General features: G+C 70.8%; 24 protein-coding genes. 3 read left to right on the forward strand and 21 right to left on the reverse strand.

Annotated features, from left to right (window positions below; translation table 11 throughout):
* Positions 1-78: 78 nt before the first annotated feature.
* The 11 genes from aroQ to rpsD form a co-directional block, all read right to left on the reverse strand.
* Positions 79-519, reverse strand: a complete 441-nt coding sequence (gene aroQ / locus AB0J10_RS04470) for a type II 3-dehydroquinate dehydratase (RefSeq protein ID WP_363057724.1) — start codon at positions 517-519, stop codon at positions 79-81.
* Positions 516-1,610, reverse strand: a complete 1,095-nt coding sequence (gene aroB / locus AB0J10_RS04475; protein ID WP_363057726.1) for a 3-dehydroquinate synthase — start codon at positions 1,608-1,610, stop codon at positions 516-518. Before aroB ends, aroQ begins: the two co-directional genes overlap by 4 nt.
* Complete coding sequence (locus tag AB0J10_RS04480) at positions 1,607-2,089, reverse strand: shikimate kinase (RefSeq protein ID WP_363058252.1); 483 nt, start codon at positions 2,087-2,089, stop codon at positions 1,607-1,609. Before AB0J10_RS04480 ends, aroB begins: the two co-directional genes overlap by 4 nt.
* A gap of 77 nt (positions 2,090-2,166) precedes the next feature.
* On the reverse strand, positions 2,167-3,351 hold the full coding sequence (gene aroC, locus AB0J10_RS04485; protein WP_363057728.1) for a chorismate synthase: 1,185 nt from the start codon (positions 3,349-3,351) through the stop codon (positions 2,167-2,169).
* Positions 3,352-3,576: 225 nt separating this feature from the next.
* A complete protein-coding gene (locus tag AB0J10_RS04490) occupies positions 3,577-4,419 on the reverse strand; it encodes a shikimate dehydrogenase (RefSeq protein ID WP_363057730.1) in 843 nt (280 codons plus the stop codon).
* Positions 4,397-6,160: an endolytic transglycosylase MltG gene (gene mltG / locus AB0J10_RS04495; RefSeq protein WP_363057732.1), complete on the reverse strand. Its 1,764-nt coding sequence runs from the start codon at positions 6,158-6,160 to the stop codon at positions 4,397-4,399. The genes AB0J10_RS04490 and mltG overlap by 23 nt, the downstream gene beginning before the upstream one ends.
* A gap of 103 nt (positions 6,161-6,263) precedes the next feature.
* Positions 6,264-6,728, reverse strand: coding sequence for a Holliday junction resolvase RuvX (gene ruvX, locus AB0J10_RS04500; protein WP_363057734.1), 465 nt, complete (start codon positions 6,726-6,728; stop codon positions 6,264-6,266).
* Positions 6,728-9,412 (reverse strand): alanine--tRNA ligase, encoded by a 2,685-nt coding sequence (gene alaS, locus AB0J10_RS04505; RefSeq protein ID WP_363057736.1) that lies wholly within the window; start codon positions 9,410-9,412, stop codon positions 6,728-6,730. Before alaS ends, ruvX begins: the two co-directional genes overlap by 1 nt.
* Positions 9,412-9,759 carry a DUF6167 family protein gene (locus AB0J10_RS04510; protein ID WP_363057738.1) on the reverse strand — a complete coding sequence of 116 codons (348 nt, stop codon included), beginning with the start codon at positions 9,757-9,759 and terminating at the stop codon, positions 9,412-9,414. The genes alaS and AB0J10_RS04510 overlap by 1 nt, the downstream gene beginning before the upstream one ends.
* Positions 9,760-9,765: 6 nt before the next feature.
* A complete protein-coding gene (locus AB0J10_RS04515; RefSeq protein WP_363057740.1) occupies positions 9,766-10,197 on the reverse strand; it encodes a DUF948 domain-containing protein in 432 nt (143 codons plus the stop codon).
* Between the two features lie 260 nt (positions 10,198-10,457).
* On the reverse strand, positions 10,458-11,069 hold the full coding sequence (gene rpsD, locus AB0J10_RS04520; RefSeq protein WP_363057742.1) for a 30S ribosomal protein S4: 612 nt from the start codon (positions 11,067-11,069) through the stop codon (positions 10,458-10,460).
* Between the two features lie 122 nt (positions 11,070-11,191).
* On the opposite strand from rpsD, the gene AB0J10_RS04525 reads away from it, so the two are divergent.
* On the forward strand, positions 11,192-12,016 hold the full coding sequence (locus AB0J10_RS04525; protein WP_363057744.1) for a DUF2470 domain-containing protein: 825 nt from the start codon (positions 11,192-11,194) through the stop codon (positions 12,014-12,016).
* A gap of 25 nt (positions 12,017-12,041) precedes the next feature.
* Here AB0J10_RS04525 and AB0J10_RS04530 read toward each other — a convergent pair whose 3' ends face one another.
* The 4 genes from AB0J10_RS04530 to AB0J10_RS04545 form a co-directional block, all read right to left on the reverse strand.
* Positions 12,042-13,406: a replication-associated recombination protein A gene (locus AB0J10_RS04530; RefSeq protein WP_363057746.1), complete on the reverse strand. Its 1,365-nt coding sequence runs from the start codon at positions 13,404-13,406 to the stop codon at positions 12,042-12,044.
* A gap of 102 nt (positions 13,407-13,508) precedes the next feature.
* Complete coding sequence (locus AB0J10_RS04535; protein WP_363057748.1) at positions 13,509-14,156, reverse strand: vitamin K epoxide reductase family protein; 648 nt, start codon at positions 14,154-14,156, stop codon at positions 13,509-13,511.
* Positions 14,157-14,320: 164 nt separating this feature from the next.
* Positions 14,321-15,583 (reverse strand): histidine--tRNA ligase, encoded by a 1,263-nt coding sequence (gene hisS, locus AB0J10_RS04540; protein ID WP_363057750.1) that lies wholly within the window; start codon positions 15,581-15,583, stop codon positions 14,321-14,323.
* An 11-nt stretch (positions 15,584-15,594) separates the two neighbouring features.
* Positions 15,595-16,308 (reverse strand): MBL fold metallo-hydrolase, encoded by a 714-nt coding sequence (locus tag AB0J10_RS04545; protein ID WP_363057752.1) that lies wholly within the window; start codon positions 16,306-16,308, stop codon positions 15,595-15,597.
* Between the two features lie 152 nt (positions 16,309-16,460).
* Here AB0J10_RS04545 and AB0J10_RS04550 point away from each other — a divergent pair, with 152 nt between their 5' ends.
* Entirely contained in the window at positions 16,461-17,249 is a 789-nt protein-coding gene (locus AB0J10_RS04550) for a peptidylprolyl isomerase (RefSeq protein ID WP_363057754.1), read from the forward strand.
* Between the two features lie 173 nt (positions 17,250-17,422).
* Positions 17,423-18,652, forward strand: coding sequence for a DUF349 domain-containing protein (locus AB0J10_RS04555; RefSeq protein WP_363057756.1), 1,230 nt, complete (start codon positions 17,423-17,425; stop codon positions 18,650-18,652).
* 162 nt (positions 18,653-18,814) lie between these two features.
* Here AB0J10_RS04555 and AB0J10_RS04560 read toward each other — a convergent pair whose 3' ends face one another.
* The 6 genes from AB0J10_RS04560 to ruvB all read right to left on the reverse strand — a co-directional run bounded on the left by AB0J10_RS04560 (position 18,815) and on the right by ruvB (position 26,764).
* Complete coding sequence (locus AB0J10_RS04560; protein ID WP_363057758.1) at positions 18,815-21,307, reverse strand: bifunctional (p)ppGpp synthetase/guanosine-3',5'-bis(diphosphate) 3'-pyrophosphohydrolase; 2,493 nt, start codon at positions 21,305-21,307, stop codon at positions 18,815-18,817.
* 166 nt (positions 21,308-21,473) lie between these two features.
* Complete coding sequence (locus AB0J10_RS04565) at positions 21,474-22,016, reverse strand: adenine phosphoribosyltransferase (RefSeq protein ID WP_363057760.1); 543 nt, start codon at positions 22,014-22,016, stop codon at positions 21,474-21,476.
* Positions 22,013-23,125, reverse strand: coding sequence for a protein translocase subunit SecF (gene secF, locus AB0J10_RS04570; RefSeq protein WP_363057762.1), 1,113 nt, complete (start codon positions 23,123-23,125; stop codon positions 22,013-22,015). The genes AB0J10_RS04565 and secF overlap by 4 nt, the downstream gene beginning before the upstream one ends.
* A 1-nt stretch (position 23,126) precedes the next feature.
* Entirely contained in the window at positions 23,127-24,881 is a 1,755-nt protein-coding gene (gene secD / locus AB0J10_RS04575) for a protein translocase subunit SecD (RefSeq protein WP_363057764.1), read from the reverse strand.
* A gap of 147 nt (positions 24,882-25,028) precedes the next feature.
* A complete protein-coding gene (yajC, locus tag AB0J10_RS04580) occupies positions 25,029-25,520 on the reverse strand; it encodes a preprotein translocase subunit YajC (protein ID WP_363057766.1) in 492 nt (163 codons plus the stop codon).
* 164 nt (positions 25,521-25,684) lie between these two features.
* Positions 25,685-26,764 (reverse strand): Holliday junction branch migration DNA helicase RuvB, encoded by a 1,080-nt coding sequence (gene ruvB, locus AB0J10_RS04585; RefSeq protein WP_363057768.1) that lies wholly within the window; start codon positions 26,762-26,764, stop codon positions 25,685-25,687.
* Between the last annotated feature and the right edge of the window lie 10 nt (positions 26,765-26,774).

The following is a 26,774-nucleotide window of genomic DNA, read 5'->3' on the forward strand; positions in this document are numbered from 1 at the left end:
CCGCACCGAACGGTACCCTCCCCGGCCGCTCCTGTGGGAACGGCCGGGCAGGGTGCGACGTGCCCGGGGCCGGCGGGTTCAGCCGGCGAGTTCCTCGGCCAGCGCGCGCAGCGCCAGCCGGTACGAGCCGATCCCGAATCCGGCGACGGTTCCCGAGGCGACCGCCGCGATCACCGAGGTGTGGCGGAACTCCTCGCGTGCGTACGGGTTCGAGATGTGCACCTCGATCAGCGGGGCGGTCCGCTGGGCGGCGGCGTCGCGCATGCCGTACGAGTAGTGCGTGAACGCTCCGGGGTTGACGACGACGGGGATCGAGCCGTCGGCGGCCTCGTGCAGCCAGCGGATCATCTCGCCCTCGTCGTTGGTCTCCCGGACGTCGACGTCGAAGCCGAGCTCCCTGCCCAGCGTCCGGCACGCGTCGACCAGGCCCGCGTACGAGGTGGAGCCGTACACGTCCGGCTCACGGGAACCGAGGCGCCCGAGGTTCGGGCCGTTCAGGACGAGGACCCGGCGGCTCACCCGGACACCTCACCGAACGCGGCGAGCAGCACGGCCGGGTCCGGGCCCTCCAGCACGGTGGGCTTGGCGAGGCCGTCGAGCACGATGAAGCGCAGCAGGTCGCCGCGGGACTTCTTGTCGATCTTCATCGTCTCCAGCAGCCTGGGCCACTGGTCACCTCGGTAGGTGAGTGGCAGGCCGACCGACTCCAGCACGGTCCGGTGCCGGTCGGCGGTCGCGTCGTCGAGCCTTCCGGCCAGGCGGCCGAGCTCGGCGGCGAAGACCATGCCGACGGACACCGCGGCACCGTGCCGCCACTTGTAGCGCTCGTTCTTCTCGATGGCGTGCGCCAGCGTGTGCCCGTAGTTGAGGATCTCCCGCAGACCGGACTCCCTGAGGTCGCTGGAGACGACGTCCGCCTTGACCCGGATCGAGCGCTCGATCAGCTCCGCGGTGTGCCGGCCGGCGGGGGTGCGGGCGCTCTCCGGGTCCGCCTCGATCAGGTCGAGGATGACCGGGTCCGCGATGAAGCCGGCCTTGATGACCTCGGCGAGGCCGCTGACGTAGTCGTGGACGGGCAGGGAGTCCAGGGCGCCGAGGTCGCAGATCACCCCGGCGGGCGGATGGAAGGCGCCCACGAGGTTCTTGCCCTCGGCGGTGTTGATCCCGGTCTTGCCGCCCACGGCGGCGTCCACCATGGCGAGCACCGTCGTCGGCACGGCGATCCAGCGCACTCCGCGCAGCCAGCTCGCGGCCACGAACCCGGCGAGGTCGGTCGTGGCGCCGCCACCGACGCCGACGACGGCGTCGGTGCGGGTGAAGCCGGTCTGCCCGAGGGCCTTCCAGCAGTACGCAGCGACCTCGACGGTCTTGGCCTCCTCGGCGTTGGGCACCTGGATGGCGACGGCCTCGTACCCCTGGTCGGCGAGGTCCTGGCGGACGGCGTCACCGGTCTCGGCCAGTGCCTCGGGGTGGATGACGGCGACGCGCCTGGCCCTGGGCCCGATCAGCCCCGGGAGCTCGCCCAGCAGGCTGCGGCCGACGAGCACTTCGTACGGGTCGGTGCCCGCGGAGCCTGCGACCTGGATGCGGGTGACTGCCTGCTCGGTCATGCGTCCTTCCATTCGAGTGCGTCGAGGACCGCCTGGGCGACCTCTTCGGGCGTACGGCCGTCGGTGGCGACGACGACCCGGGCGGCTTCGGTGTAGAGCTGCCGGCGGGCCTCCATCAGCTCACGCCACTGGCGGCGCGGGTTGACCGCCAGCAGCGGGCGGGCGGTGTTCAGCCCCACGCGGCGCACCGCCTCCTCGACGTCCATGGAGAGGTAGACGACGGGGAGCCCGGAAAGCAGCTCGCGGGTGCCCTGGTCGAGGATCGCGCCGCCGCCGAGGGCGAGCACGCCCGTGTGCTCGGCGACGGCGGTGCGGACCGCCGCGCGCTCCAGCTCACGGAAGTGCGGCTCGCCGTCCTCGATGAAGATGTCCGAGACCTCCCGGCCCTCGGCCGCCACGATGTCGGCGTCGGTGTCGCGGTAGCCGGTGCCGAGCCGCTGCGCCAGCAGGGCGCCGACCGTGGACTTGCCGACGCCCATCGGTCCGATCAGTACGACCCTCGGTCCGCCGGGTACCGGGGTGTCCGGCCGCGGGGTCCCGGTGTCCTGCCCGTCGCTCACCGGATGGCCAGGTTCTCGAGGTACGAGCGCACATTGCGGCGGGTCTCGCCGACGCTGTCCCCGCCGAACTTCTCCGCGACGGCATCCGCGAGCACCAGTGCCACCATCGCCTCGGCGACGATGCCCGCCGCAGGCACCGCACACACATCGGAACGCTGGTGGTGCGCCACGGTGGTCTCACCGGTGCTGACGTCGACGGTCCCGAGCGCGCGCGGCACGGTCGCGATCGGCTTCATCGCCGCCCGGACCCGCAGCAGCTCGCCCGTGCTCAGACCGCCCTCGGTCCCACCCGAGCGGCCGGAGGCACGACGGATGCCGTCCTCCGTGGAGACGATCTCGTCATGGGCCCGGGAACCGGGCACCCGGGCGAGCTCGAAACCGTCGCCCACCTCGACGCCCTTGATGGCCTGGATGCCCATCAGCGCGGCCGCGAGGCGGGCGTCGAGCCGCCGGTCCCAGTGGACGTGCGAACCCAGCCCGACGGGAACGCCGTAGGCCAGTACCTCGACCACCCCGCCCAGGGTGTCGCCGTCCTTGTGTGCCTGGTCGATCTCCGCGACCATCGCCTTCGACGCGTCGGCGTCCAGGCAGCGCACGGGGTCGGCGTCGAGCCTCTCCACGTCGCCGGGGGTGGGGTAGACCCCCTGTGGGGCCCTGGCGGAGGCCAGCTCGGTCACATGGGAGACGATCTCGATACCCGCGGTCTCCCGGAGGTAGGAGCGGGCGACGGCGCCGAGGGCGACACGAGCGGCGGTCTCCCGGGCACTCGCCCGCTCCAGGATCGGCCGGGCCTCGTCGAAGCCGTACTTCTGCATCCCGGCGAGGTCGGCGTGGCCGGGCCGGGGCCGGGTCAGCGGGGCGTTGCGGGCCAGTTCGGCGAGCTCGGCCGGGTCGACCGGGTCGGCCGCCATGACCTTCTCCCACTTGGGCCACTCGGTGTTGCCCACCATGACCGCGACCGGGGAGCCGAGGGTGAGCCCGTGGCGCACGCCGCCGAGGAAGGTGACCTCGTCCCGCTCGAACTTCATCCGGGCACCGCGTCCATAGCCCAGGCGCCGCCGTGCCAGGTGGTCCGCCACCATCTCCGTGGTGACCGGGACACCGGCGGGAAGACCCTCCAGCGTCGCCACCAGTGCGGGTCCGTGCGACTCCCCCGCCGTCAGCCAACGCAACCTGCTCAACGGTGCTCCTCATGCTCGCGCCTGGAACTGCGACAGCGCGGCCTCGGGGCACTCCTCCAGCGGCTGGAGACACCCCCGCCCTGTGGTGGCCGGGAGCGGCGCGGCCCGGGCCCGCCTACACCGATCCTCCCACGTCCGGCCCGCGCACCAGGCCAGTGGTCCAACAGTCGGACGGCCGGACGGAACGGGACCCGGCCGATCCGGGGCCGTGGAGCGTCCCTTTGGTCAGCGCCCGGCGAGGGCCTCCTCGCCGGCCGCCCGCATCGCGGCCAGCGGTGCCGGCGAGCACCCGGTCATCCGCTCGACCTGGAGGACGGCCTGGTGCACCAGCAGGTCGAGGCCGCTGACGACGGAGCCGTCCCGCTCGGTCCACGCCGCCGCGAGCGGTGTCGGCCACGGGTCGTAGAGCACGTCGAAGAGGGTGCCGGGACGTTCCGGGACGTACGGGACCAGGGTGTCCGTCGCCCCGGCGGGGGTGGTGGCGACGACCAGCGGAGCGTCGAAGGCGTGTGCCGCCTCCGCCCAGTCGGCGGTGTGCACCTCGACGCCGAGCCGCTCGCCCCAACCGCGCATCTCGTCGGCCCGGGCCCTGCTGCGCACATAGGCGGTGACCGGCCCCGTGCAGATCCGGCCGAGCGCGGCGAGCGCCGAGGAGGCGGTCGCGCCGGCTCCCAGGACGGCCGCGTGGTCGACCTTCTCGACGCCGCGCTCGCGCAGGGCGGCGACCATGCCGGGAATATCGGTGTTGTCGCCGGTGCGCCGGCCGTCCTCGGTGAGGACGACCGTGTTGACGGCCTCGACGGCGGCGGCGCTGTCGCTGATCCCGTCGAGCAGCGGGATGACGGCCCGCTTCAGCGGCATGGTCAGCGACAGTCCGGCCCAGCTCGTGTCCAGCCCCTGCAGGAAGCCCGCCAGGTCCCCCTCGGTCACCTCGAAGCGGTCGTACGACCAGCCGGTCAGACCGAGCGCCGCGTAGGCGGCGCGGTGGAGCACCGGCGAGAGGGAGTGGGCGATGGGGGAGCCCAGGACCGCGGCCCTGCGCCTGTCAGTTCGTGTCGCGCTGGTCATTGAACTTGGCCTTGAGCTTCTCGAAGTCCGCGTGGGTCCTGGCGTACTCGGTCTTGTGCTTGCCGTCGGTCGCCACGAAGTACAGCCAGCCGTCCGAGGTCGGCGCGATCGAGGCGTTGAGCGCCGTCAGGTCGGGGTTGCCGATGGGCCCGGGCGGCAGCCCCTTCTGGGTGTAGGTGTTGTACGGGTCCTGGTTGCTGTTGATCTCCCGCTCGCTGATGTCGATCTCGCTCTGGCCCTTGAGGTAATTGAAGGCCGAGTCGAACTGGAGCAGTTGGTTGGTCTCGGTGTTGGTGGGCTTCAGACGGTTGTAGACGACCTCGGCCATCTTCCTGTAGTCGTCCTCGTTCTTGCCCTCGGCCTGCACCAGGCTGGCCACGGTGATCAGTTCCCAGGCGTTCTTCAGCTTGAACTGCTTCGCCTTGGCCTCGAGGTCGATCTTCCCGTACTCCTGGTTGGCCCGGGCGACCATGGCCTTGAGGATCGTCTCCGGTTTGGAGCCCGGCGCGACCGGATACGTGGCCGGGTAGAGGAATCCTTCCAGCGGGTCCTTGACGTTCTCGTGGTTCTGGGCCCACACGGGAAGTCCGAGGTTCTTCGCCTCCTTCAGGGCGACGGACCTCGTGGTGCCGGGATCGAGTTCGAGTCGTTTGTCGATCAGCTCGTAGATCGCGGCGTTCCGCGCCCCCTCGGCGATGCTGAGGGCGTTGCGGTTGTTCGGGTCGAGCATCGCCTTGACGGCCTCCTCGGCCGACATCCCCTTCTTCAGGGTGTAGATGCCGTCCTGGATCCTGGTGCCGCGAGGATTGTCGTTCTGCGCGGAGACGAAGGCGTCGACGCTCTTCACGACGCCGGCCTTCTTGAGCGCGTTGCCGATGTCCGTGCCGCTGGCACCCAGGGCGATCTCGACCTGCACGCTTCCGCTGCCCGGGCCGTCGAAGTCGGGTGCCTCACCGAACTGGCCCTGCCAGAACTGGTATCCGACGTAGCTTGCGCCGCCGGCGCCGCCGACCAGGACCAGGGCCACGAAGAGGCAGGCGAAGCCGTTGCGGCCCTTCTTCTTTTTCTTGGCCGGGCCGCGGCCGCCACCGCTGCCGGACGCCGCGCCCGGCTCGTCGTCATCGTCGCCGCCGCGACGGTCGTCCCCCGTGAAGAAGGGATGGTCCTCGTCCTGCCGGTCCGGCGCCCAGTCGTCTTCCGCAGGCTGCTGCTGCCCCTGGGGCGGCGGGGCGGTGCGGTGGCCGGGAGGTTGCGGGGGCGGGTAGGCATCGGGGGTGGCGTAGTGGTCCGCGCCGGCGCCGTAGGGGGCGGCTCCCGCGTTCGGGTCGTACGGCATCCCGGTCTGCTGCCCGGTGTCCCAGGTGCCGTCGTACTGCTGGGCGGCGGCGTGGTCCTGGTGGCCGTACTGCCCGGTGTCGTACTGACCCGTGCCGTACTGCTGCGGGGCGTACTGACCCGCGTCGTACTGCCCGGTGTCGTACTGTCCCGTGTCGTACTGCTGCTGCCCGAACTGCTGCTGTGCGTACTGCTGTTGCCCGTACTGCTGCTCATGACCCGTCTGGTAGCGGGCGTCCGCGTGCCGGGCCTGGTCCTGCGGCTGCTGCGGGTACTGCTGCTGCGGCCGGCCGCCGTAGGACGCGGGGCCGGCGCCGCCCTGCTCCCCTCTCCACCCCTGGTCCCCGTACAAGGGATCCTCGGGGTGCCACGGTTCGGAGCCGGGGCTCCGGCCATATTCAGTCATCGATCCCCTAGAGCCGCGAGACGAGCGCCGAACGCTCCGCCTCTACGTTGTGCGGCGGTTGTTCGAACACCGCCGCATCGCGCGGAACGTTACCGTATCGCGATCAGATGACCACTTCGACGCCCTCGCCCGGGGGACGCCCCGAGGTCCGTTCGGCCTCCAAAGCGTTCTGAAGGATGACAACTGCCGCGGCCTGGTCGATCACAGACCGGCCCTTTTTGGACTTCACACCCGAAGCGCGAAGGCCCTGACCGGCCGTCACTGTGGTCATCCTCTCGTCGACCAGTCGCACCGGCACCGGTTGGACACCGCGGGCGAGCTCCTGCGCGAAGGTCCGGACCTTGGCCGCCGCCGGGCCCTCGCCACCGCTCAGCGAACGCGGCAGCCCCACGACCACCTCGATCGGCTCGTACTCCTCGACCAGCTGTCCCAGCCGCCGGTGGGCGGCCGGGACGTCCCGTCCCGGCACGGTCTCCACCGGGGTGGCGAGGACCCCGTCGGGGTCGCACGAGGCGACCCCGATCCGGGCGTCCCCGACATCGATCGAGAGACGGCGTCCCCTGCGCATCAGGCCCTCTCGGCGACCAGGCGCTCGACGGCGTCGATGGCGTCGCCGACGGCCTCCGGATTCTGGCCGCCGCCCTGGGCGACGTCCGGCTTGCCGCCTCCGCCGCCGCCGAGGGTCTTGGCGGCGGCACGGACGAGCTCGCCCGCCTTGAGCCCGCGCTCACGGGCTGCCTCGTTGGTGGCGATGACGGTCAGCGGACGTCCGTTGGCGGTGCTGAACAGCGCCACGACGGCGGGACGGTCGCCCGACCCCGGCAGTTGCTGCAGCCGGCCGCGGACGTCCAGGACCAGCTTGCGCAGGTCGTCGGCGGACGTACCGTCCGGGACCTGGCCGGTGACCAGCGCCGTGCCTCGGACGTCCTTGGCGTTCTCGGCGAGACCGGCGGCGGCCTGGAGGACCTTCTCGGCGCGGAACTTCTCGATCTCCTTCTCGGCGTCCTTCAGCTTGCCGAGCATGCCGGCGATCTTCTCCGGAAGCTCCTCCGGACGGCCCTTGACCAGCTCCTGGAGCTGGGCGACGACCGTGTGCTCCTTGGCGAGGAAGTGGTAGGCGTCGACCCCGACGAGGGCCTCGATGCGGCGCACTCCGGAACCGATCGACGACTCGCCGAGCAGCTTCACCAGGCCCAGCTGCGAGGTGTTGTGCACATGCGTGCCACCGCACAGCTCCTTGGAGAAGTCGCCGATGGTGACGACGCGGACCCGCTCGCCGTACTTCTCGCCGAACTCGGCGATGGCGCCCTGCTTCCTGGCCTCGTCGATGCTCATGACCTCGGCCTGGACGTCGAGCTCACGGGCCAGGACCTCGTTGATCCGCTGCTCGACGTCGGTCAGCACGGTGCCGGGGACGGCGGCCGGCGAACCGAAGTCGAAGCGGAAGCGGCCCGGCGAGTTCTCGGAGCCGGCCTGGGCGGCCGTCGGGCCGAGGGCGTCGCGCAGCGCCTGGTGGGTGAGGTGGGTGGCGCTGTGGGCGCGGGCGATGGCGCGCCGGCGCCGGACGTCGATGGCGGCGTGGGCGGAGGCGCCCACGGTCACCTCGCCGACCTGCACCGAGCCCTTGTGCACGGAGACGCCCGGGACGGGCTGCTGCACGTCGCGGACCTCGATGACGGCACCAGTGTCGAGCTTGATGCGGCCCTGGTCGGCGAGCTGACCGCCGCCCTCGGCGTAGAACGGGGTGCGGTCGAGGACGACCTCGACCTCGTCGCCCTCCGAGGCGGCCGGCGAGGGCACGCCGTCGACGAGCAGGCCGACGACGGTCGACTCGCCCTCCGTGTGCGTGTAGCCGGTGAACTCGGTCGAGCCGGAGGTGTCGGCCACCTCGCGGTAGGAGGACAGATCGGCATGGCCGGTCTTCTTGGCCTTGGCGTCGGCCTTGGCGCGCTCCCGCTGCTCCTTCATCAGGCGGCGGAAGCCCTCCTCGTCCACGGACAGGCCCTGTTCGGCGGCCATCTCGAGGGTGAGGTCGATCGGGAAGCCCCAGGTGTCGTGGAGCAGGAAGGCCTTGTCGCCGGAGAGGACGGTCGAGCCGGCGCTGCGGGCCTCGGTGACGGCGCCGTCCAGCACGTTCGTGCCGGCGTTGAGAGTCTTGAGGAAGCGGGCCTCCTCGGCGAGTGCGACGGTCTCGACCCGCTTGCGGTCGGTCTCCAGCTCCGGGTACTGCTGCCCCATGGTCTTGATCACCACATCGACCAGCGCCGAGACGACGGGGCGGGTGGCACCGAGGAGCCGCATGTTGCGGATGGCGCGGCGCATGATGCGGCGCAGGACGTAGCCACGGCCCTCGTTGCCGGGGGTGACGCCGTCGCCGATGAGCATCACGGATGTGCGGATGTGGTCGGCGACCACGCGGAGCGAGACGTCCGACTCGTGGCTGTCGCCGTAGCGGACGCCGGTGAGCTCCGTGGCCTTGTCGATGACGACACGCAGGGTGTCCGTCTCGTACATGTTCCGCACGCCCTGCAGGATCATGGCAAGACGTTCGAGGCCGAGACCGGTGTCGATGTTCTTGCTCGGCAGGTCGCCGACGATCTCGAAGTCCTCCTTGCCGGAGCCCTCGCCGCGCTCGTACTGCATGAAGACCAGGTTCCAGATCTCCACGTAGCGCTCGTCGTTGACGGCCGGGCCGCCCTCGGGGCCGAACTCGGGGCCGCGGTCGTAGTTGATCTCCGAGCAGGGCCCGCACGGTCCGGGGACGCCCATGGACCAGAAGTTGTCCTTCTTGCCCAGGCGCTGGATGCGCTCGGCGGGGACGCCGACGACCTCGCGCCAGATGCGCTCGGCCTCGTCGTCGTCGAGGTAGACAGTGATCCAGAGCTTCTCGGGCTCCAGGCCGTAACCGCCCTTGTCCTGCGGTGAGGTCAGCAGCTCCCAGGCGTACTTGATGGCCCCTTCCTTGAAGTAGTCGCCGAAGGAGAAGTTGCCGCACATCTGGAAGAACGTGCCGTGCCGGGTGGTCTTTCCGACCTCTTCGATGTCGGGGGTGCGCACGCACTTCTGCACGCTGGTGGCGCGCGGGGCGGGCGGCTTGGTCTCGCCCAGGAAGTACGGCTTGAAGGGGACCATGCCCGCGTTGACCAGCAGCAGAGTCGGGTCGTCCGCGATGAGCGACGCCGAAGGCACGACGGTGTGCCCGCGCTCCTCGAAGAAGCTCAGCCAGCGGCGGCGGATTTCAGCCGACTCCATCAGTGGTCCTCATTCCGGTTGTACGAGCGCTTCTCGTCAAGCATCTCGTAGTGCTTCCTGTGGTGCTTGTGGTTTTCCAGGGCGGCCCGGCGGCGCTGCGCGGGCAGTCCCAGGTCGACGGGGCGCTCGATCCCCAGCGCCTCGTCGAGCTCGGCCTCGCGCTGGGCCATCCCGGCCCGGACGTCGAGTGCGAAGTCCTTGAGCCGGTGCCCGGTCTCGATCGCCTTGTTCGCCGCCTGGGCGGCGAGGCTCTCGGGGGTCAGCTGCCTGAGCTTGCGGTTGACCTTGGTGGTGGCCCACACGCCGGCTGCGGCGCCGGCGGTGAACCAGAACGCACGACGGAACATCGGGTCTCAGTCCTTCTGCTTCCGGCGCCTCGCGGCCGGTACGGTGCGGCCGACGACGACCGTGCGCCGGGTCTGCGCGGGCGGCGCGCCGTCCTTGTTGCGGCTCATCGCTCGGCGCACTCCGTAGCCGAACGCGGCGACCTTCACGAGCGGGCCGCCGAACGTCGAGGCGACGGTGGTGGAGAGCGCCGACGCGTTCGAGGTGACCTCCTGGACGTCGGAGGCGATGGCGTCGACCCGGTCGAGCTGGGTCTGCGCGGAGCGGACGGTGGCCGAGGCGTCGGCCAGCAGCGGCACCGCCTGCTCGGTCACCTCCGCCATCAGCCTGGTGGTCGCCCTGAGCGTCTGGGCCAGCCTCACCAGGACCACGGCGAGGAAGGAGACCAGGATCGCCCAGAAGACGGCCACCAGGATCCCGGCAACCTCTCCACCGGTCACGCTGCACCGCTCTCTGCTCGTCGAGGGTCACTTCGAAAGTCTTCGTCCGACCCTATCGCGCCCGGGGTCGGACCCCGTAACGGATCAGTGACCGCGGAACGGGAGTTGCGGGGATTCCACGGGCGGCCGCTCTCCGCACACGCTCCGTGGTCCCCGGCGTCCGGGGGCGCGGAACGCGAGAGCCCGCCGCTCCCCCCGCCGGTGAGGGCGGGGGAGGCGGCGGGCCGTGGCGCGAAGGCCGGTGGTACTGCGCCGCTGGATCAGCGGGCGTAGTACTCGACGACGAGCTGCTCGTCGCAGATCACCGGGATCTCCTTGCGGTTCGGCTCCCGGTCCAGGCGGAAGGCGAGCGCCTTGAGGTTGACCTGCAGGTAACGCGGGGTCTCGCCGTCGGGCGCGTAGCCACCCTCACGGGCGACCTGGAACGGGTGCTTGTCGCGCGAGCGCTCGCGGACCGTGATGACGTCGTCCGGGCGGACACGGAACGAGGGCTTGTCGACCTTGTGGCCGTTGACCTCGATGTGGCCGTGGACGACCATCTGACGGGCCTGGTAGATCGTCCGGGCGATGCCGGAACGGAGCACCAGGGCGTCGAGACGGCGCTCGAGCTCGATGATCAGGGCCTCACCGGTCTTGCCCTGCACCTTGCTGGCGCGCTCGTAGGCGCGGACCAGCTGACGCTCGGAGACGTCGTACTGCGCGCGAAGGCGCTGCTTCTCGAGCAGACGGACCTTGTAGTCCGAGTTCTGCTTGCGGCCGCGGCCGTGCTCACCCGGCGGGTAGGGGCGAGCCTCGAAGTACTTGACGGCCTTCGGCGTCAGGGCGATGCCGAGAGCACGCGACTTCTTGACCTTGGGTCGCGACTGGTTCACGGGGAACCTACCTCCATGTAAGTTAGGTGAGCCTTACCTTATTCGAGGAGGACGTAATGTCTCGACCGCATGGGATCCCCCTGCCCAGTGCGCATCGCAGTTCGGACGACTCGACAGAATCGATGTCCGCTTGCGACGACGATGAACAAGGTCAGCCGCGTCCCAGGGAAGGCGCCCGGCAGCCCACCGAAGCCGAGCGCGTACGAACCCTCGTTGAGAACAACGCCTCAGTATCCCTCACGCTGCCGGGTGCTCGCGACCACGGTCCCGGCTACTGGGAACCCGCCGCACGCACCGTCACGCCCGAGGGGGACGTCGTTCTCCTTGTGCCGTGGGATTCTCCCACGGCCCGGGCGGCCGCCTACGCCCAGGACGACGACCTGTCCTGCGTGATGGAGATCACCGATGTCGCACCCGTCGCGGTGCGGCAACGGATTCGGGGCCGGGCCCGGCTGGCCGGCTGGCTCACCGCCGTGCGCAACGACGAGCGTGCGCGGTACGAGCGGCTGCTCGCCGAGCGGCACCCCGAGCACTCCCCCGCGTACACGCAGGCGGACCGTCCCGCCTGGATGCTCGTCCGGCTGGAGACCGGTGAGATCTCGGTGGACGACCTGTGGGGCGCGGGCAGCGCCGAGCCCGTGGACCTCGGGGCGGCCGAGCCCGACCCCGTCGCACGGCACGAGGCGGAACTGCTGCAGCATCTGCACTCGGCACACGGCGACCAGGTGCATGGGCTGGCGTGCCTCCTCGGCGGGCGCACGGGGAAGCAGGATGCCGCGGTGCGCGACGTGGTGCCGCTGGCGCTCGACCGCTTCGGGCTGCGGCTGCGCTGCACCACCGCGGACGGCCGTGCGTTCGACGCGCGCTTCGACTTCCCCGAGCCCGTGAAGGACACCAGGGAGCTTCGGCGGGCGATGCACACCCTCTTCGCCGCGGCCACGGGGTGACCGGACGCCGAACCGGGCTGCGGGGTCAGTCACCCGGCGAGGTCGCGCCCCGCAACCGCTCGCGGACCTTCTCGACCACGTCCGCGTAGCGCGCCTCCGCTCCGTACCGCGTCGGCTCGTAGTAGCGCCTGCCGTGGACGGAGTCCGGCGCGTACTGCTGCGGGGCGATCGCGCCCGGGACGTCGTGCGGATACACATAGCCCTGGGCGTGGCCGAGCTTCGCCGCGCCCTTGTAGTGCCCGTCGCGCAGATGGCGCGGGACGGGTCCCGCCAGTCCGTCGCGCACGTCCGCCAGGGCTGCGCCTATCGCCGTCGTGGCGGCGTTGGACTTCGGCGCCAGGGCCAGCGCGATGGTGGCGTGGCTCAGGGTGAGCGCCGCCTCCGGGAAACCGATCATGGCCACGGCCTGCGCGGCCGCGACGGCGGTCGGCAGCGCCGTCGGGTCGGCGAGCCCGATGTCCTCACTGGCCGAGATCATCAGCCGCCGGGCGATGAAACGCGGATCCTCCCCGGCCTCGATCATCCGCGCCAGGTAGTGCAGCGCGGCGTCCACGTCCGAGCCCCGGATGGACTTGATGAGCGCGCTCGCCACGTCGTAGTGCTGGTCGCCGTCCCGGTCGTACTTCACCGCCGCCCGGTCGACCGTCTCCTCCACGGTCTGGAGGAAGATCTCCGCCTCGCCCTTGGCGAGCGCGGCACCCGCCGCGGCCTCCAGCGCGGTCAGGGCACGTCTCGCGTCTCCCCCGGCGATCCGCAGCAGATGCTCCTCGGAGTCGTCGGGCAGGGTCACGGCACCGTCGAGACCGCGCGCCTCGGTCAGGGCCCGGCGCAGCAGTCCGCGCACGTCGTCGTCGGTGAGCGGCTCCAGCGTGAGCAGCAGGGAACGGGACAGCAGCGGGGAGATCACCGAGAAGTACGGGTTCTCTGTCGTGGCGGCGATCAGCGTCACCCAGCGGTTCTCGACGGCGGGGAGCAGGGAGTCCTGCTGGGCCTTGCTGAAGCGGTGGATCTCGTCGAGGAAGAGGACGGTCTCCTTCCCGAATCCGCCCGCGGCGCGGCGGGCCCCGTCGATGACGGCCCGGACCTCCTTGACGCCGGCGGTGATCGCGGAGAGCTCGACGAAGCGCTTGTTGGTCGCCTTGGAGACGACATACGCCAAGGTCGTCTTGCCCGTGCCGGGTGGCCCCCAGAGGATCACCGAGGAGGCTCCCGCCGGCCCGCCGGAGCCCTCGCCGACGAGTCGGCGCAGCGGGGACCCCGGCTTGAGCAGATGCTGCTGGCCGACGACCTCGTCGAGAGTGCGGGGACGCATGCGGACGGCCAGCGGGCTCGCCGACGGGTCCTTCTCCTGGCGTTCCTCGGCGGCGGCGGTGAAAAGATCGGGCTCCACGTGAGGAAGCCTAAGTGAGGGCACTGACAACCCCGGTCGGGGTGGCCTCCGTGCGGACCCCGCGCAGGCCACCGGCCGTCCGTGGTTCAGGGGCCGTGCGGCTCAGCCGAGCCAGAAGTCCCACCAGCGCGTCAGGATCAGCATGCCGATGACGCCGGTGTGCAGCACCGGCAGGACCCAGGTGAACTCGGCCAGGAAGTTCTTCGCCCAGGCCGGGGCCGGCAGAAGTCCGTTGCGGATGTTGTGCGAGGTGACGTACCAGAACATGAAGATCGTGGCGACCCAGGCCAGGCAGCACCAGAGGCACAGGGCGTTGATGCTGTACAGCGACTGGTACTGGAGCCAGGTGCAGAACGCGACGCCGAAGAGCGTGCCCGCGTTGAACGTCAACCAGTACCAGCGGCGGAAGCGGGCACCGGCGAGGAGGCTCATGCCGACGCCGATCACGACGGCGTAGCCGGCCAGGCCGAGCATCGGGTTGGGGAACCCGAACGCCGCGGCCTGCTCGCTCTCCATCACGCTGCCGCAGGAGACGATCGGGTTCAGGCTGCAGCCGGGGGTGAAGGTCGTCCCGGCGATCTTGGCTTCGAGGATCTTGAACTTGTCGATCGTGATGATCCACGCGGCCAGCAGCCCGGCCGCTCCGGTGATCACCAGCAGCCATGCGAACGCACGGCTGCCGCCGACGGCGCCGCGATCCCGCTCCGCTTCCCGGCCGGAGGACACGCCGTCAACCGCTGCAGTCGTCATATCGCCGTTTCCATCGCTCGGTCACTGCTCTGGCACGGTCATTCTGCCGCACTCACGCCGCCGTCCACCGTTCGGTGGACATAAGATCCGGCTCCGTCCCGCCCCGGGAACAGGGCCGCGAAGGCCCGGCCCCAGCGGGCCGGGCCTTCGGAACCAGGTCCCGGTCAGCCCAGCCTCGACCGGATCTCCTCCACCACCGAGTCGAGGGCGACCGGCGCCTGCTCGCCGGACTCCATGTCCTTGAGCTGCACCACACCGTCCGCGAGATCCCGCTCACCGGCGACGACGGCGTACCGGGCGCCGCTGCGGTTGGCGTTCTTCATGGCCCCCTTGAGGCCCTTGCCGCCGTACGAGAAGTCGGCGGCGACCCCTGCCCTGCGCAGCCCGGTGACGACGCCGAAGAGCGCACGGCGCGCCTCCTCGCCGAGCGGGACCGCGAACACGCTGGTGGACGCGGGCAGTTCGAGCTCGATGCCCTCGGCCTCCAGCGCCAGGACCGTGCGGTCCACGCCGAGCGCCCAGCCGACCGACGGCAGCGCCGGTCCGCCGATCATCTCGGACAGCCCGTCGTAGCGCCCTCCGCCGCCCACCGCGGACTGCGAGCCGAGTCCGTCGTGGACGAACTCGAACGTCGTGCGCGTGTAGTAGTCCAGCCCGCGCACCAGCTTCTCGTCGTCCTCGAAGGCCACGCCGGCCGCCGTCAGCAGCTCGCGCACCTCCTCGTGGTAGCCCTTGCACGCGTCGCACAGGTAGTCGCGCAGCAGCGGCGCGCCCACGAGCTGCTTCCGGACCGAGTCGCGTTTGTCGTCCAGCACCCGCAGCGGGTTGATGTCGACGCGGCGGCGGGTGTCCTCGTCCAGGTCGAGCCCGCGCAGGAAGCCCTGGAGCGCGTCCCGGTAGACGGGGCGGCACTCCTTGTCGCCGAGCGAGTTCAGCAGGATCCGGAAGTCGCTCAGGCCCAGCGAGCGGTACGCCTGGTCGGCGAGGACGATCAGCTCGGCGTCGAGCGCCGGGTCCTCGGCACCGATGGCCTCGGCGCCGACCTGGGAGAAGTGCCTGTACCGGCCCTTCTGGGGCCGCTCGTAGCGGTAGTACGAGCCCGAGTACCAGAGCTTCACCGGCAGGTTGCCGGACTTGTGGAGGTTGGCCTCCAGCGCCGCGCGCAGCACGGACGCGGTGCCCTCGGGCCGCAGGGCCAGCCTGTCGCCCCCCTTGGTCTCGAAGGCGTACATCTCCTTCGTCACGATGTCGGTGGACTCGCCGACGCCGCGCGCGAACAGCTCCACGTTCTCGAAGCCGGGCGTCTCGATGTAGCCGTAGCCGGAGTTGCGGAGCGGCGCGGCGATCGCCTCGCGCACCGCCAGGTACTTCGCGGAGTCCGGCGGGATGAGGTCGTACGTGCCCTTGGGGGCCTGGAAGGTCGTCACGGAAGGTCTCGTCACATTCCTCGTCGGGGAGCGGCGGTGCCGCCGTCTCCCTGGCCGGCGGCCACCTCCCGCAGATACGGGTTGGCGGCTCGCTCGCGGCCGATGGTCGTCTGGGGGCCGTGGCCGGACAGCACCACGGTCGAGTCGTCGAGCGGCAGGCACACGCGGGCCAGCGAGTCGAGCATCTCGGCCATGTCACCGCCGGGCAGGTCGGTGCGTCCGACGGAGCCGGCGAAGAGCAGGTCGCCCGAGAAGAAGACCGGCGGAATGTCTTCCGCCTCGGGCAGACCGAACGTCACCGACCCCTTGGTATGGCCGGGCGCATGCCGCACGGTCATCTCCAGACCCGCCAGCTTCAGCGCGGCGCCGTCGTGGAGCTCGTGGACGTCGTCCGGCTCCCCCACGGTCAGCTCGCCCATGAGCGGCATCCCGATGGAGCGGCCGAGGGCCTTCTCCGGGTCGCTCATCATGTACCGGTCGGCGGGGTGGATCCACGCCGGTACGTCATGGGCTCCGCACACCGGGACGACCGAGGCGACGTGGTCGATGTGGCCGTGGGTGAGCACCACGGCGACGGGCTTGAGCCGATGCTTCCTGAGCGTCTCCTCGACTCCCGCGGCGGCCTGGTGGCCCGGGTCGATGATCACGCACTCCTCGCCTGCGGCCGGGGCGACCAGGTAGCAGTTGGTCCCCCAGGCCCCTGCGGGGAACCCGGCAATAAGCACGATCGTCCTCGGTGTGTCGTCCGACGGGGATATGGCGTCACGGATTGCAACAGGTCAGAGCCTACCGGCGCTGCTCATTTCACAGCCAACCCGTATACGGTACGGGCACACCCGTGCCCCACGGATCACACCATCACCAAGGAGAAGACCCGGTGGTCAGCAGCGATCAGCGGCGGCGCCAGCTCGCCAGGGAGAAGTTCGAGCGGCAGCAGCGGCGCCGCGAGGAGGCCCGCAGGAAGGCCAAGCGCCGCAACGCGGTCATCGCGGCCGGTCTCGCCGTCGCCCTGGCGGCGGGCGGCGCCGCGTACCTCTCGGTGGGTCTGGCGGACGGCGACGCGGGGGACGACGCCTCGCAGCAGGCCGCCCCGACACCGACGCCCACCGAGAGCGAGAGCACCGCGCCCGAGCCGAAGATGGCCATCGACGCCAAGGGCACGTACCGGATGTCGCTGGACACCAGCCAGGGCGCCGTGGCGTTCACGATGGACGCCGCCAAGACGCCGCGCACCGTGAACTCGTTCAAGCACCTCGCGGACAAGGGCTTCTTCGACGGCACCACGTGCCACCGGCTGACCACGGAGGGCATCTTCGTGCTGCAGTGCGGAGACCCGAAGGGCGACGGCACCGGCGGCCCGGGCTACACGATCCCGGACGAGAACCTGACGGCGCTCGGCAAGCCGGCGGCGGACGGCAAGGTCACGTATCCCGCGGGCACGGTGGCCATGGCGAACACGGGTCAGCCGAACAGCGGCGGAAGCCAGTTCTTCCTGGTCTACAAGGACAGCGAACTGCCGCCTTCCTACACGCCCTTCGGCAGCATCGACGAGGCAGGGCTGTCCGTGGTCAAGGCGGTCGGGGCGGCGGGCGCCGTCGGCGGGACCTCGGACGGTGCCCCCGCGAAGGCCGTCACGGTGAAGAAGGCGGCGGTCAGCAAGGGGTGACCCGGCGAATTCGGCGGCGCCGAGTGCGGACAGCCGGGCGGCCGGTCGCCTAGATTGGCGTTGTGCAGCGCGGACCGGGTCCGCGTTGCGGGAGGGCGGGCGATGCCCGTCCAGGAAACTGTGGACGATGCCCGGGGGCCGAGCCCCTCGGGGCATCATGTGGAGGAGGCGCTGTGAGCAGCGACCCGTGGGGCCGCGTCGACGAGACGGGCACCGTGTACGTGCGGACTTCCGACGGCGAGAAGGTCGTCGGATCGTGGCAGGCCGGCTCTCCCGAGGAGGCGCTGGCCTACTTCGAGCGCAAGTACGAGGGCTTGGTTGTCGAGATCGGCCTCCTCGAGAAGCGGGTGAAGACCACCGATCTGTCGGCGAAGGACGCGATGACCGCGATCGACCACATTCGCGGGCAGATCGACGAGCACCACGCGGTCGGCGACCTCGAGGCGCTCGGCAAGCGGCTGGACGCGCTCGTGACGACGGTCGAGTCCCGGCGCGAGGAGCGCAAGGCCCAGAAGGCGAAGCAGACCGACGAGGCCCGGCACGCCAAGGAGGCCCTGGTCGCCGAGGCCGAGGAGCTGGCGCAGAGCGAGCAGTGGCGGGCGGCCGGCGAGCGGCTGCGGGCTCTCGTGGACACCTGGAAGGGCCTGCCCAGGCTCGACCGGAAGTCCGACGACGAGCTGTGGCACCGCTTCTCCCACGCACGCTCGGCGTTCTCCAAGCGCCGCAAGGCCCACTTCGCCGCGCTGGACGCCCAGCGCGAGGTGGCCCGGCAGACGAAGGAGCGGCTGGTCGCCGAGGCCGAGGCGCTGTCCGGATCGACCGACTGGGGTCCCACGGCCGCGCGCTACCGCGAGCTGATGGCGGAGTGGAAGGCCGCGGGCCGAGCGCAGCGCGAGCACGAGGAAGACCTCTGGAACCGTTTCCGCGGGGCCCAGGACATCTTCTTCGCCGCCCGCAGCGGGGTGTTCGCGGAGCGGGACGCCGAGCAGTCCGAGAACCTGAAGCTCAAGGAAGAGCTGGCGGTCGAGGCGGAGAAGCTGGTGCCGGTGACGGATCTGAAGGCCGCGCGAGCCGCCTTCCGCTCCATCAACGAGCGCTGGGAGGCCATCGGTCACGTCCCGCGTGACGCCCGCCCGAAGGTCGAGGGCCGGATGCACGCGGTGGAGCGGGCGATCCAGGAGGCCGAGGAGGCCGAGTGGCGCCGCACCAACCCCGAGGCGCGGGCGCGTGCCGAGGGCCTGACGGGTCAGCTGCAGGCCGCGGTCGACAAGCTGCGCACGCAGATCGACGCGGCTCGTGCGGCCGGCAACAACGCGAAGGCCGACAAGCTCTCGCGTGAGCTCGAGGGACGTCAGGCACTGCTCGACCAGGCGCTGAAGGGCCTGGAGGAGTTCGGCGGCTGACACCGCGGATACACGGGTACGGGACGGGCCCGGCAGCAGCTGCTGCCGGGCCCGTCCCGTACCCGTGGGCTGCTTCGGCACCGGACGCGGGCATGTGTGCCGGTGAGCCCGGGACGCCCCCCGGCCGGCCTCACCGGCGCCCGTAGCGCCCGCCGGCGGGCGCTACGGGCGCCGCGCCGACGTCACGCGGTAGACGTCGTAGACGCCCTCGACCCCGCGGACCGCCTTCAGGACGTGGCCCAGGTGCTTGGGGTCGCCCATCTCGAAGGTGAAACGCGAGGTGGCGACACGGTCGCGGGAGGTCTGGACGGCCGCGGACAGGATGTTGACATGCTGGTCGGACAGCACGCGGGTGACGTCCGACAGCAGCCGGGACCGGTCCAGCGCCTCGACCTGGATGGCGACCAGGAAGACCGAGGACTGCGTCGGCGCCCACTCGACGTCGAGCATGCGTTCGGGTTGTTGCGACAGCGAGTCCACGTTGACGCAGTCCGCCCGGTGCACGGAGACGCCGCTGCCGCGGGTGACGAACCCGATGATCGGGTCTCCGGGGACGGGCGTACAGCAGCGGGCGAGCTTGACCCAGACGTCGTCGACGCCCTTGACGACCACACCCGGATCGGCGTTGGCTCGGCGCTTGCGGCCGCGGCTGCGGGACGGCGGCGTCGACTCGGCGATGTCCTCGCTGGCCGCCTCCTCGCCGCCGAGTGCCTGTACGAGCTTCTGGACGACGCCCTGTGCGGCGACATGCCCCTCGCCGATCGCCGCGTACAGCGACGAGATGTCGGGGTAGCGCATCTCGTGCGCGAGCGTGACCAGCGAGTCCCCGGTGAGGATGCGCTGGATCGGCAGGTTCTGCTTGCGCATCGCCCGCACGATGGCGTCCTTGCCCTGCTCGATCGCCTCGTCCCGGCGCTCCTTGGAGAACCAGGCGCGGATCTTGTTCCTGGCCCGGGGCGACTTGACGAAGCCCAGCCAGTCGCGCGAGGGGCCCGCGCCGGTCGCCTTGGACGTGAAGACCTCGACCAGATCGCCGTTGTCCAGCGTCGACTCGAGGGGGACCAGCCGGCCGTTGACGCGTGCTCCTATCGTGCGGTGGCCGACCTCGGTGTGCACGGCGTACGCGAAGTCGACGGGCGTGGCGCCGGCGGGGAGCGCTATGACGTCGCCCTTCGGCGTGAACACGAAGACCTCGTTGCGGGAGAGGTCGAAGCGCAGCGACTCCAGGAACTCGCCCGGGTCCTCGGTCTCCTTCTGCCAGTCCAGCAACTGCCGGAGCCACGCCATGTCGTTGATGGCGTCCTTGTCCTTGCCCGAGCCCTTGGGGACGTCAGTACGGATCTTGGACGCGCCGGCGACGGCCTCCTGCTTGTACTTCCAGTGCGCGGCGATGCCGTACTCGGCCCTGCGGTGCATGTCGAACGTACGGATCTGGAGTTCGACCGGCTTGCCGCTGGGACCGATGACCGTCGTGTGCAGCGACTGGTACATGTTGAACTTCGGCATCGCGATGTAGTCCTTGAACCGCCCCGGAACGGGGTTCCAGCGGGCGTGGACCGTGCCGAGCGCGGCGTAGCAGTCGCGGACGGTGTCGACGAGGACGCGGATGCCGACCAGGTCGTAGATCTCCGCGAAGTCCCGGCCGCGGACGATCATCTTCTGGTAGACGCTGTAGTAGTGCTTCGGCCTGCCGGTGACGGTGGCCTTGATACGGGCGGCCCGCAGATCGGACTGCACCTCGTCCGTCACTATCGCCAGGTACTCGTCGCGCTTGGGGGCGCGCTCGGCGACAAGGCGGACGATCTCGTCGTACATCTTCGGATAGAGGATCGCGAACGCGAGGTCCTCGAGCTCCCACTTGATGGTGTTCATGCCCAGCCGGTGGGCCAGCGGGGCGTAGATCTCCAGGGTCTCGCGGGCCTTCTTCTCCTGCTTCTCCCGCTTGAGGTAGCGCATCGTGCGCATGTTGTGCAGGCGGTCCGCGAGCTTGATGACCAGGACGCGCGGGTCCTTGGCCATGGCGACGACCATCTTGCGGACCGTCTCCGCCTGGGCGGCCTCGCCGAACTTGACCTTGTCCAGCTTGGTGACGCCGTCGACGAGCAGGGCCACCTGGTCGCCGAAGTCCCGACGCAGGGTGTCCAACCCGTACTCGGTGTCCTCGACCGTGTCGTGCAGCAGCCCCGCCATCAGCGTGGCGGGATCCATGCCGAGCTCGGCGAGGATCGTGGTGACGGCCAGCGGATGCGTGATGTACGGGTCACCGCTCTTGCGCTTCTGGCCCCGGTGCCAGCGCTCGGCGACCTGGTAGGCGCGTTCGATCTGGCGCAGTGTGGCGGTCTCGATCTTCGGGTCGTTGCTGCGGACGATACGCAGCAGCGGCTCGAGTACCGGGTTGTACGGGCTGGAGCGCTGGACGCCCAGACGGGCCAGACGGGCGCGGACCCGGTTGGAGGAGCCACCGGAGCGCGCGGGAGCCGGGGCGGGCGGCGCCGGCTTCGGGGCGGTCACGGGAACGGAGGCCGGGCCGTTCGCACTCCCCTGAGCGGCCGCGGTCCGTTCCGCGTGCTTCTTCTCGGGCGTGGCAGGGGCCGCGACAGCCTTGTCGGCCTGCTGGTCGGGCTGCGCGGTGGCGGGACGGGCCTCGTCTGGCAAGAGCGCTCCTCGTGCGGGTCCGGGTCCCCCGGTCAGGCCCGGAAAGGCCATGGTATCGACCCCGGGCGTTCACCTCGCCCCGGGACGGGGACTGTCCACAACGCGGAACGGGCACCCGGTGTTCCCGAGTGCCCGTTCCCCTGCCGTCACGGAGGTGCTGAGCAGGTCAGACGGTGAGCAGCGCCTCCAGCGGAGCACCCTGCAGCGCGGGCTCCAGACGGGCACGCCCGCCGAGGAAGCCCAGCTCCATGAGGATCGCGACGCCCGCGACCTCGGCGCCGGCCCGGCGGATCAGCTCCAGCGAGGCCTCGGCGGTGCCGCCGGTGGCGAGGACGTCGTCGATCACCATGACCCGGTCGTCGCCACCGAGGTCCTCGGCATGGATCTCGATCTCGGCCGTGCCGTACTCCAGCTCGTACGCCTGCGACAGCGTCGCCCCGGGGAGCTTGCCCGCCTTGCGCACGGGGATGAAGCCGAGGCCCGCACGGACCGCGACCGGGGCGGCGAGGATGAATCCCCGGGCCTCCAAACCGACGACCTTCGTCGCGCCGTGCCGGGCGCACACACCGGCGAGGGCGTCGGTGAGCGCGGTGAAGGCCGCCGGGTCCGCGAGCAACGGGGTGATGTCCTTGAACATCACGCCCGGCTGCGGGTAGTCGGAGACGTCCCGGATACGGCTGAGCAGCAGCTCCCGCATGTCCGCGGTCATCGGCGCCTTCCCGAGGGACGGCCCCGGCCGCGGCCGCGCTGCCCGACGACCGCTCCGGCTGTCGCCGCCTCGCCGGGCAGGACGTCCCGGGACTCGCCGTGGGGCTCCGCGTCGCCGTCCTCGCCGGACTCGCCCTTGGCGGCGGCCGCCGCGCGCTTGGCGAGGACCCGCTTCTTCAGGGCCTTCATCGCGGGCTCGCGCTCCTTCAGGTCGGCGACCAGCGGAGTGGCGATGAAGATCGACGAGTAGGCACCGGCGGCGAGACCGACGAAGAGCGACAGGGAGATGTCGTTCAGCATGCCCGCGCCGAGGAAGCCGCCGCCGATGAACAGCAGGCCGGCGACCGGCAGCAGCGCCACGACCGTGGTGTTGATGGAACGGACCAGGGTGCTGTTGATCGACCGGTTGGCGATCTCGCCGTACGTCCAGCGGGTCTGCTTGGTGATGTCCTTCGTGCCTTCCTTGAGGCTGTCGAAGACCACCACCGTGTCGTACAGCGAGTAACCGAGGATCGTCAGCAGACCGATCACCGTGCCCGGCGTGACCTCGAACCCGACGAGCGCGTAGATGCCCACCGTGATCGTGATGTCGTGGATCAGCGCCACGAGGGCGGCGAGTGCCATGCGCCACTCGAAGGCGATGGCCAGGTAGATCACCACGAGAATCATGAACACGCCGAGGCCGGTCCACGCCTTGTTGGCGATCTGCTCGCCCCAGCTCGGACCGACCAGCTCGGCGTTGATCTGGCCCGCCGGGATCTTCAGGTCCTCGGACAGCTCCTTGCCGACCTGGTTGGCCTCTTCGGTGTCCAGCTCGCTGACCTGGATGCGAAGGGTGCCGTTGCCGAGCTTCTGGACGATCGCCGGGTGACCCGACGCCTCCTGTGCGAACTCCTGGGCCTGCGTGACGGAGACGCTCGTCTGCGGAGTGGTGAAGACGGCACCGCCCTTGAACTCGATGCCCATGTTCAGACCCCGCACCGCCAGGCCGACGATGGCCGTGATGGTGATCAGGATCGAGATTCCGTACCAGATCTTCCGCTTGCCGACGAAGTCGTAGCCGACCTCACCGCGGTAGAGCCTGGCGCCAAGGGTGCCGAGACGCGACATCTCACGCCTCCTTCGGGTCGACGGGGGCGGAGACACGGCGCGAGCGGCGCAGCGGCGGCTTGGCGCCGAGGCGCTTCGGGTCCAGACCGGACCAGGGGTGTCCGCTCGCGAAGAACTTGGTGCGGGCGAGGATCGTCATCAGCGGCTTGGTGAAGAAGAACACCACGACCACGTCGAGCAGGGTGGTCAGGCCGAGCGTGAACGCGAATCCCTGGACCTTGCCGACGGTCACGACGAAGAGCACCGCGGCGGCGAGGAAGGACACGAAGTCGGAGACGAGGATCGTGCGCCGGGCGCGCGGCCAGGCGCGCTCGACGGCGGGGCGCAGCGTGCGGCCCTCGCGGATCTCGTCCCGGATGCGCTCGAAGTACACGATGAAGGAGTCGGCGGTGATACCGATGGCGACGATGGCACCGCAGACGGCCGGCAGGTTCAGCGCGAAGCCGATGGCCGGGCCGAGCAGCGACATCAGGGCGTAGGTCAGGATCGCCGAGGCCAGCAGGCTGAGCAGGGCGACGAGCGACAGACCCCGGTAGTAGACCACCAGGTAGATCACGACGAGCGCGAGGCCGATGGCGCCCGCGATGAGACCCGCCTTGAGCTGCTCGCCGCCGAGCGCGGCGGTGACCGTGGTCACGCTCTGCTGCTCGAAGCTCAGCGGCAGGGCGCCGTAGGACAGGATGTTGCCCAGGTCCTGGGCCGACTGCTGGTCGAAGCTGCCGGAGATCTCGGCGCTGGCGCTGAGGGTCTGGTTGACCTGCGGAGCGGAGACGACCTCGCCGTCGAGCACGATCGCGAACTGGTTCATCGGCGACGGCTGCTGCGAGAGCTTGCCGGTGATCTTCGCGAACTTCTTGGAGCCGGCGTTCGTGAAGTCCATCTGCACGATCCAGATGCCGCGCTGCGGGTCCAGCACGCCCTTGGCGTCGTCGACGTCCTTGCCGTCGACCTCGGCCGGGCCGAGCAGGTACTTCTCCCAGCCTCCGACGCTGTTCCTGCCGCAGGCGACGGTGGCCTGCTCGGGCTTGGCGTCCTTGCCGGCGTTGGAGCGGGCCTTCGGGTCGAGGCAGTTCAGGGCGGCGAACTGCTTCTCCAGCGCGGGATCGGCGGCGGCACCGCTCGGCGTGGGCACCGGGTTGGGGCTCTCGGGGGCCTTCGGCTGGTCCGAGGCCGCGCCGCTCGGCGAGGGCGAGGGCGCCTTCAGCGCGTCGGTGACGGCACGGCCCTGCGTGGTCGGGCTGCTGCTCGGCGCGGTGGCCTTGTCCTTGCCGTCGGTGGCCTTGTCACCGGGCTTGCCGGAGGGCGAGGCGCTCGGGCTGCCGGAGGGCTCGGGATTCGCCGGGCCGGCGGGCACCACGTTGAGCACGGGACGGAAGTACAGCTGGGCCGTCGTGCCCACCTGCTTCTGGGCCTGCTCCGAGTCCGTCCCCTTGGGGATGTTGACGATGATGTTCTCTTTGCCCTGGGTCTGGACCTCGGCCTCGGAGACACCCAGACCGTTGACACGACGCTCGATGATGCCGACCGCCGTGTTCATGTTGGTCTCGTTGACCGCGCTCTCCTTGCCGGGCTCAGCCTCGGCCTTGAGAGTGATCGTCGTACCGCCCGCGAGGTCGATACCGAGTCGCGGCGTGGTATCCCCGGACCAGAACATCCCGCCGACGAGACCGGCCATGACGATCAGCATCAGCGCGAGGGTGCGCCCCGGCTTCCCCTGACCCCCCGGCGCCTTTCGGCCCTTCTTCGGTGCTGCCACCTTGTCGTTTCTCCCTGTCCAACCGTCCCGCGCCGGGTATGCGACGGGTCGGCCACGATGTGTTGTGGGGACCTGCCCCCGCGGAGGAAGTGGGCACGCGCCGGGGACCGCGCGCGCCGGTGGGCGCGCCGCGGTCCCCGGTCGCGGCTACTTCGCGTCGGTGTCGCCGCCGCTCTTGTCGTCGCCCTTGGCGCCCTTGGTGTCCTTGGCCTCCGGCGCCGACTCGGCGTCGTCCGCCTCGTCCTTCTTGCCGAGGTCGATCTTGGCATCCTGGGCGGCGTCGGCAGCACCCGCGTCGGTCAGCGAGGAGGCGTCGTCCGGCACGATCGGCGTGTCGCCCTTGAGGTCGTCGTCCCCGTCGCCGTGCACGATCCGGTTGTACTCGGCGTCCTCCAGAACGGCCCCGATGGCGTTCTTGGCGAAGACGAGGTGCACACCGGGCGCGGCCTCGAGGAGGACCGTGTCGTCGTTGACCTCCTTGACCGTGGCGTAAAGGCCGCCGATGGTCCGGACGCCGGTGCCGGGCTGCATCTGGTTCCGCATGTTCACCGCCGCCTGCTGCTTCTTCTTGGCGGAGCGGGTCATCAGGAACATGGCCCCGATGAGCACGATGAACGGGAGGAGGGTCACGATATCCACGGGACGGAATTCCTTCGCACGACCGCGGTAAGGAGCGGCCTGGTCTACGGGGGTGGGTACGCCGACCTTCACGGGCGGCATCGGCGGAGTCTAAGCGAGTCCGCATCGATGGAACAACGCCCAGCATCGCACCCCGGTTCCCGCCCGGGCGACCCTCCGCGCCGTCACGTCCCGAACAGACCTGGTTGTCCGCTTGCGCCGGAGCCCTGCCGGGGCGGCACCAGGCCGAGGTGCGCCCATGCCGCCGGCGTCGCCACGCGGCCCCGCGGGGTGCGGGCCAGCAGGCCCTCCCGGACTAGGAAGGGCTCCGCGACCTCCTCGACGGTCTCCCGCTCCTCCCCCACGGCCACGGCCAGGGTCGACAGCCCGACCGGGCCGCCGCCGAACAGCTTGAGGAGCGCCTGGAGCACCGCGCGGTCGAGCCGGTCGAGGCCGCGGGCGTCCACCTCGTACACCGCGAGGGCGGCCGCCGCGATCTCACGGGTGACCCGGCCGTCCTCCTTGACCTGGGCGTAGTCGCGGACGCGGCGCAGCAGCCGGTTGGCGATGCGCGGGGTGCCGCGGGAGCGTCCGGCGATCTCCGCCGCTCCGTCCCTGTCGACCGCCACGTCCAGGAGCTGTGCGGAGCGGTGGACGACGCGCTCGAGCTCTGCGGGCTCGTAGAACTCCATGTGTGCGGTGAAGCCGAAGCGGTCGCGCAGCGGCGGGGGCAGCAGCCCGGCCCGGGTGGTGGCGCCGACCAGGGTGAACGGAGGAAGTTCCAGCGGGATGGCGGTGGCGCCGGGGCCCTTGCCGACGATCACGTCGACGCGGAAGTCCTCCATGGCCATGTAGAGCATCTCCTCGGCGGGCCGGGACATCCGGTGGATCTCGTCGAGGAAGAGCACCTCGCCCTCCTGGAGGGAGGAGAGGATGGCGGCGAGGTCTCCCGCGTGCTGGATCGCCGGGCCGCTGGTGATCCTGATCGGGGCGCCCATCTCGGCCGCGATGATCATGGAGAGCGTGGTCTTGCCGAGCCCGGGGGCTCCGGAGAGCAGGACGTGGTCGGCGGTGGCTCCACGCGCGAGCGCCGCCTTCAGTACGAGGTCGAGCTGTTCGCGGACGCGCTCCTGGCCGACGAACTCGTCCAGCGACTTCGGCCGCAGTGCGGCCTCCACGGCCTGGTCCTCGCCGTCGGCGGAGGCCCCCACGAGCCTGCCGTCGGCGGCGTCGTCGGTCGGCGGTGCGGTGTCGTCCCAGTTCACAGTGGATTGC

This window comes from Streptomyces sp. NPDC049887, from assembly GCF_040656535.1.
Lineage (GTDB): Bacteria > Actinomycetota > Actinomycetes > Streptomycetales > Streptomycetaceae > Streptomyces.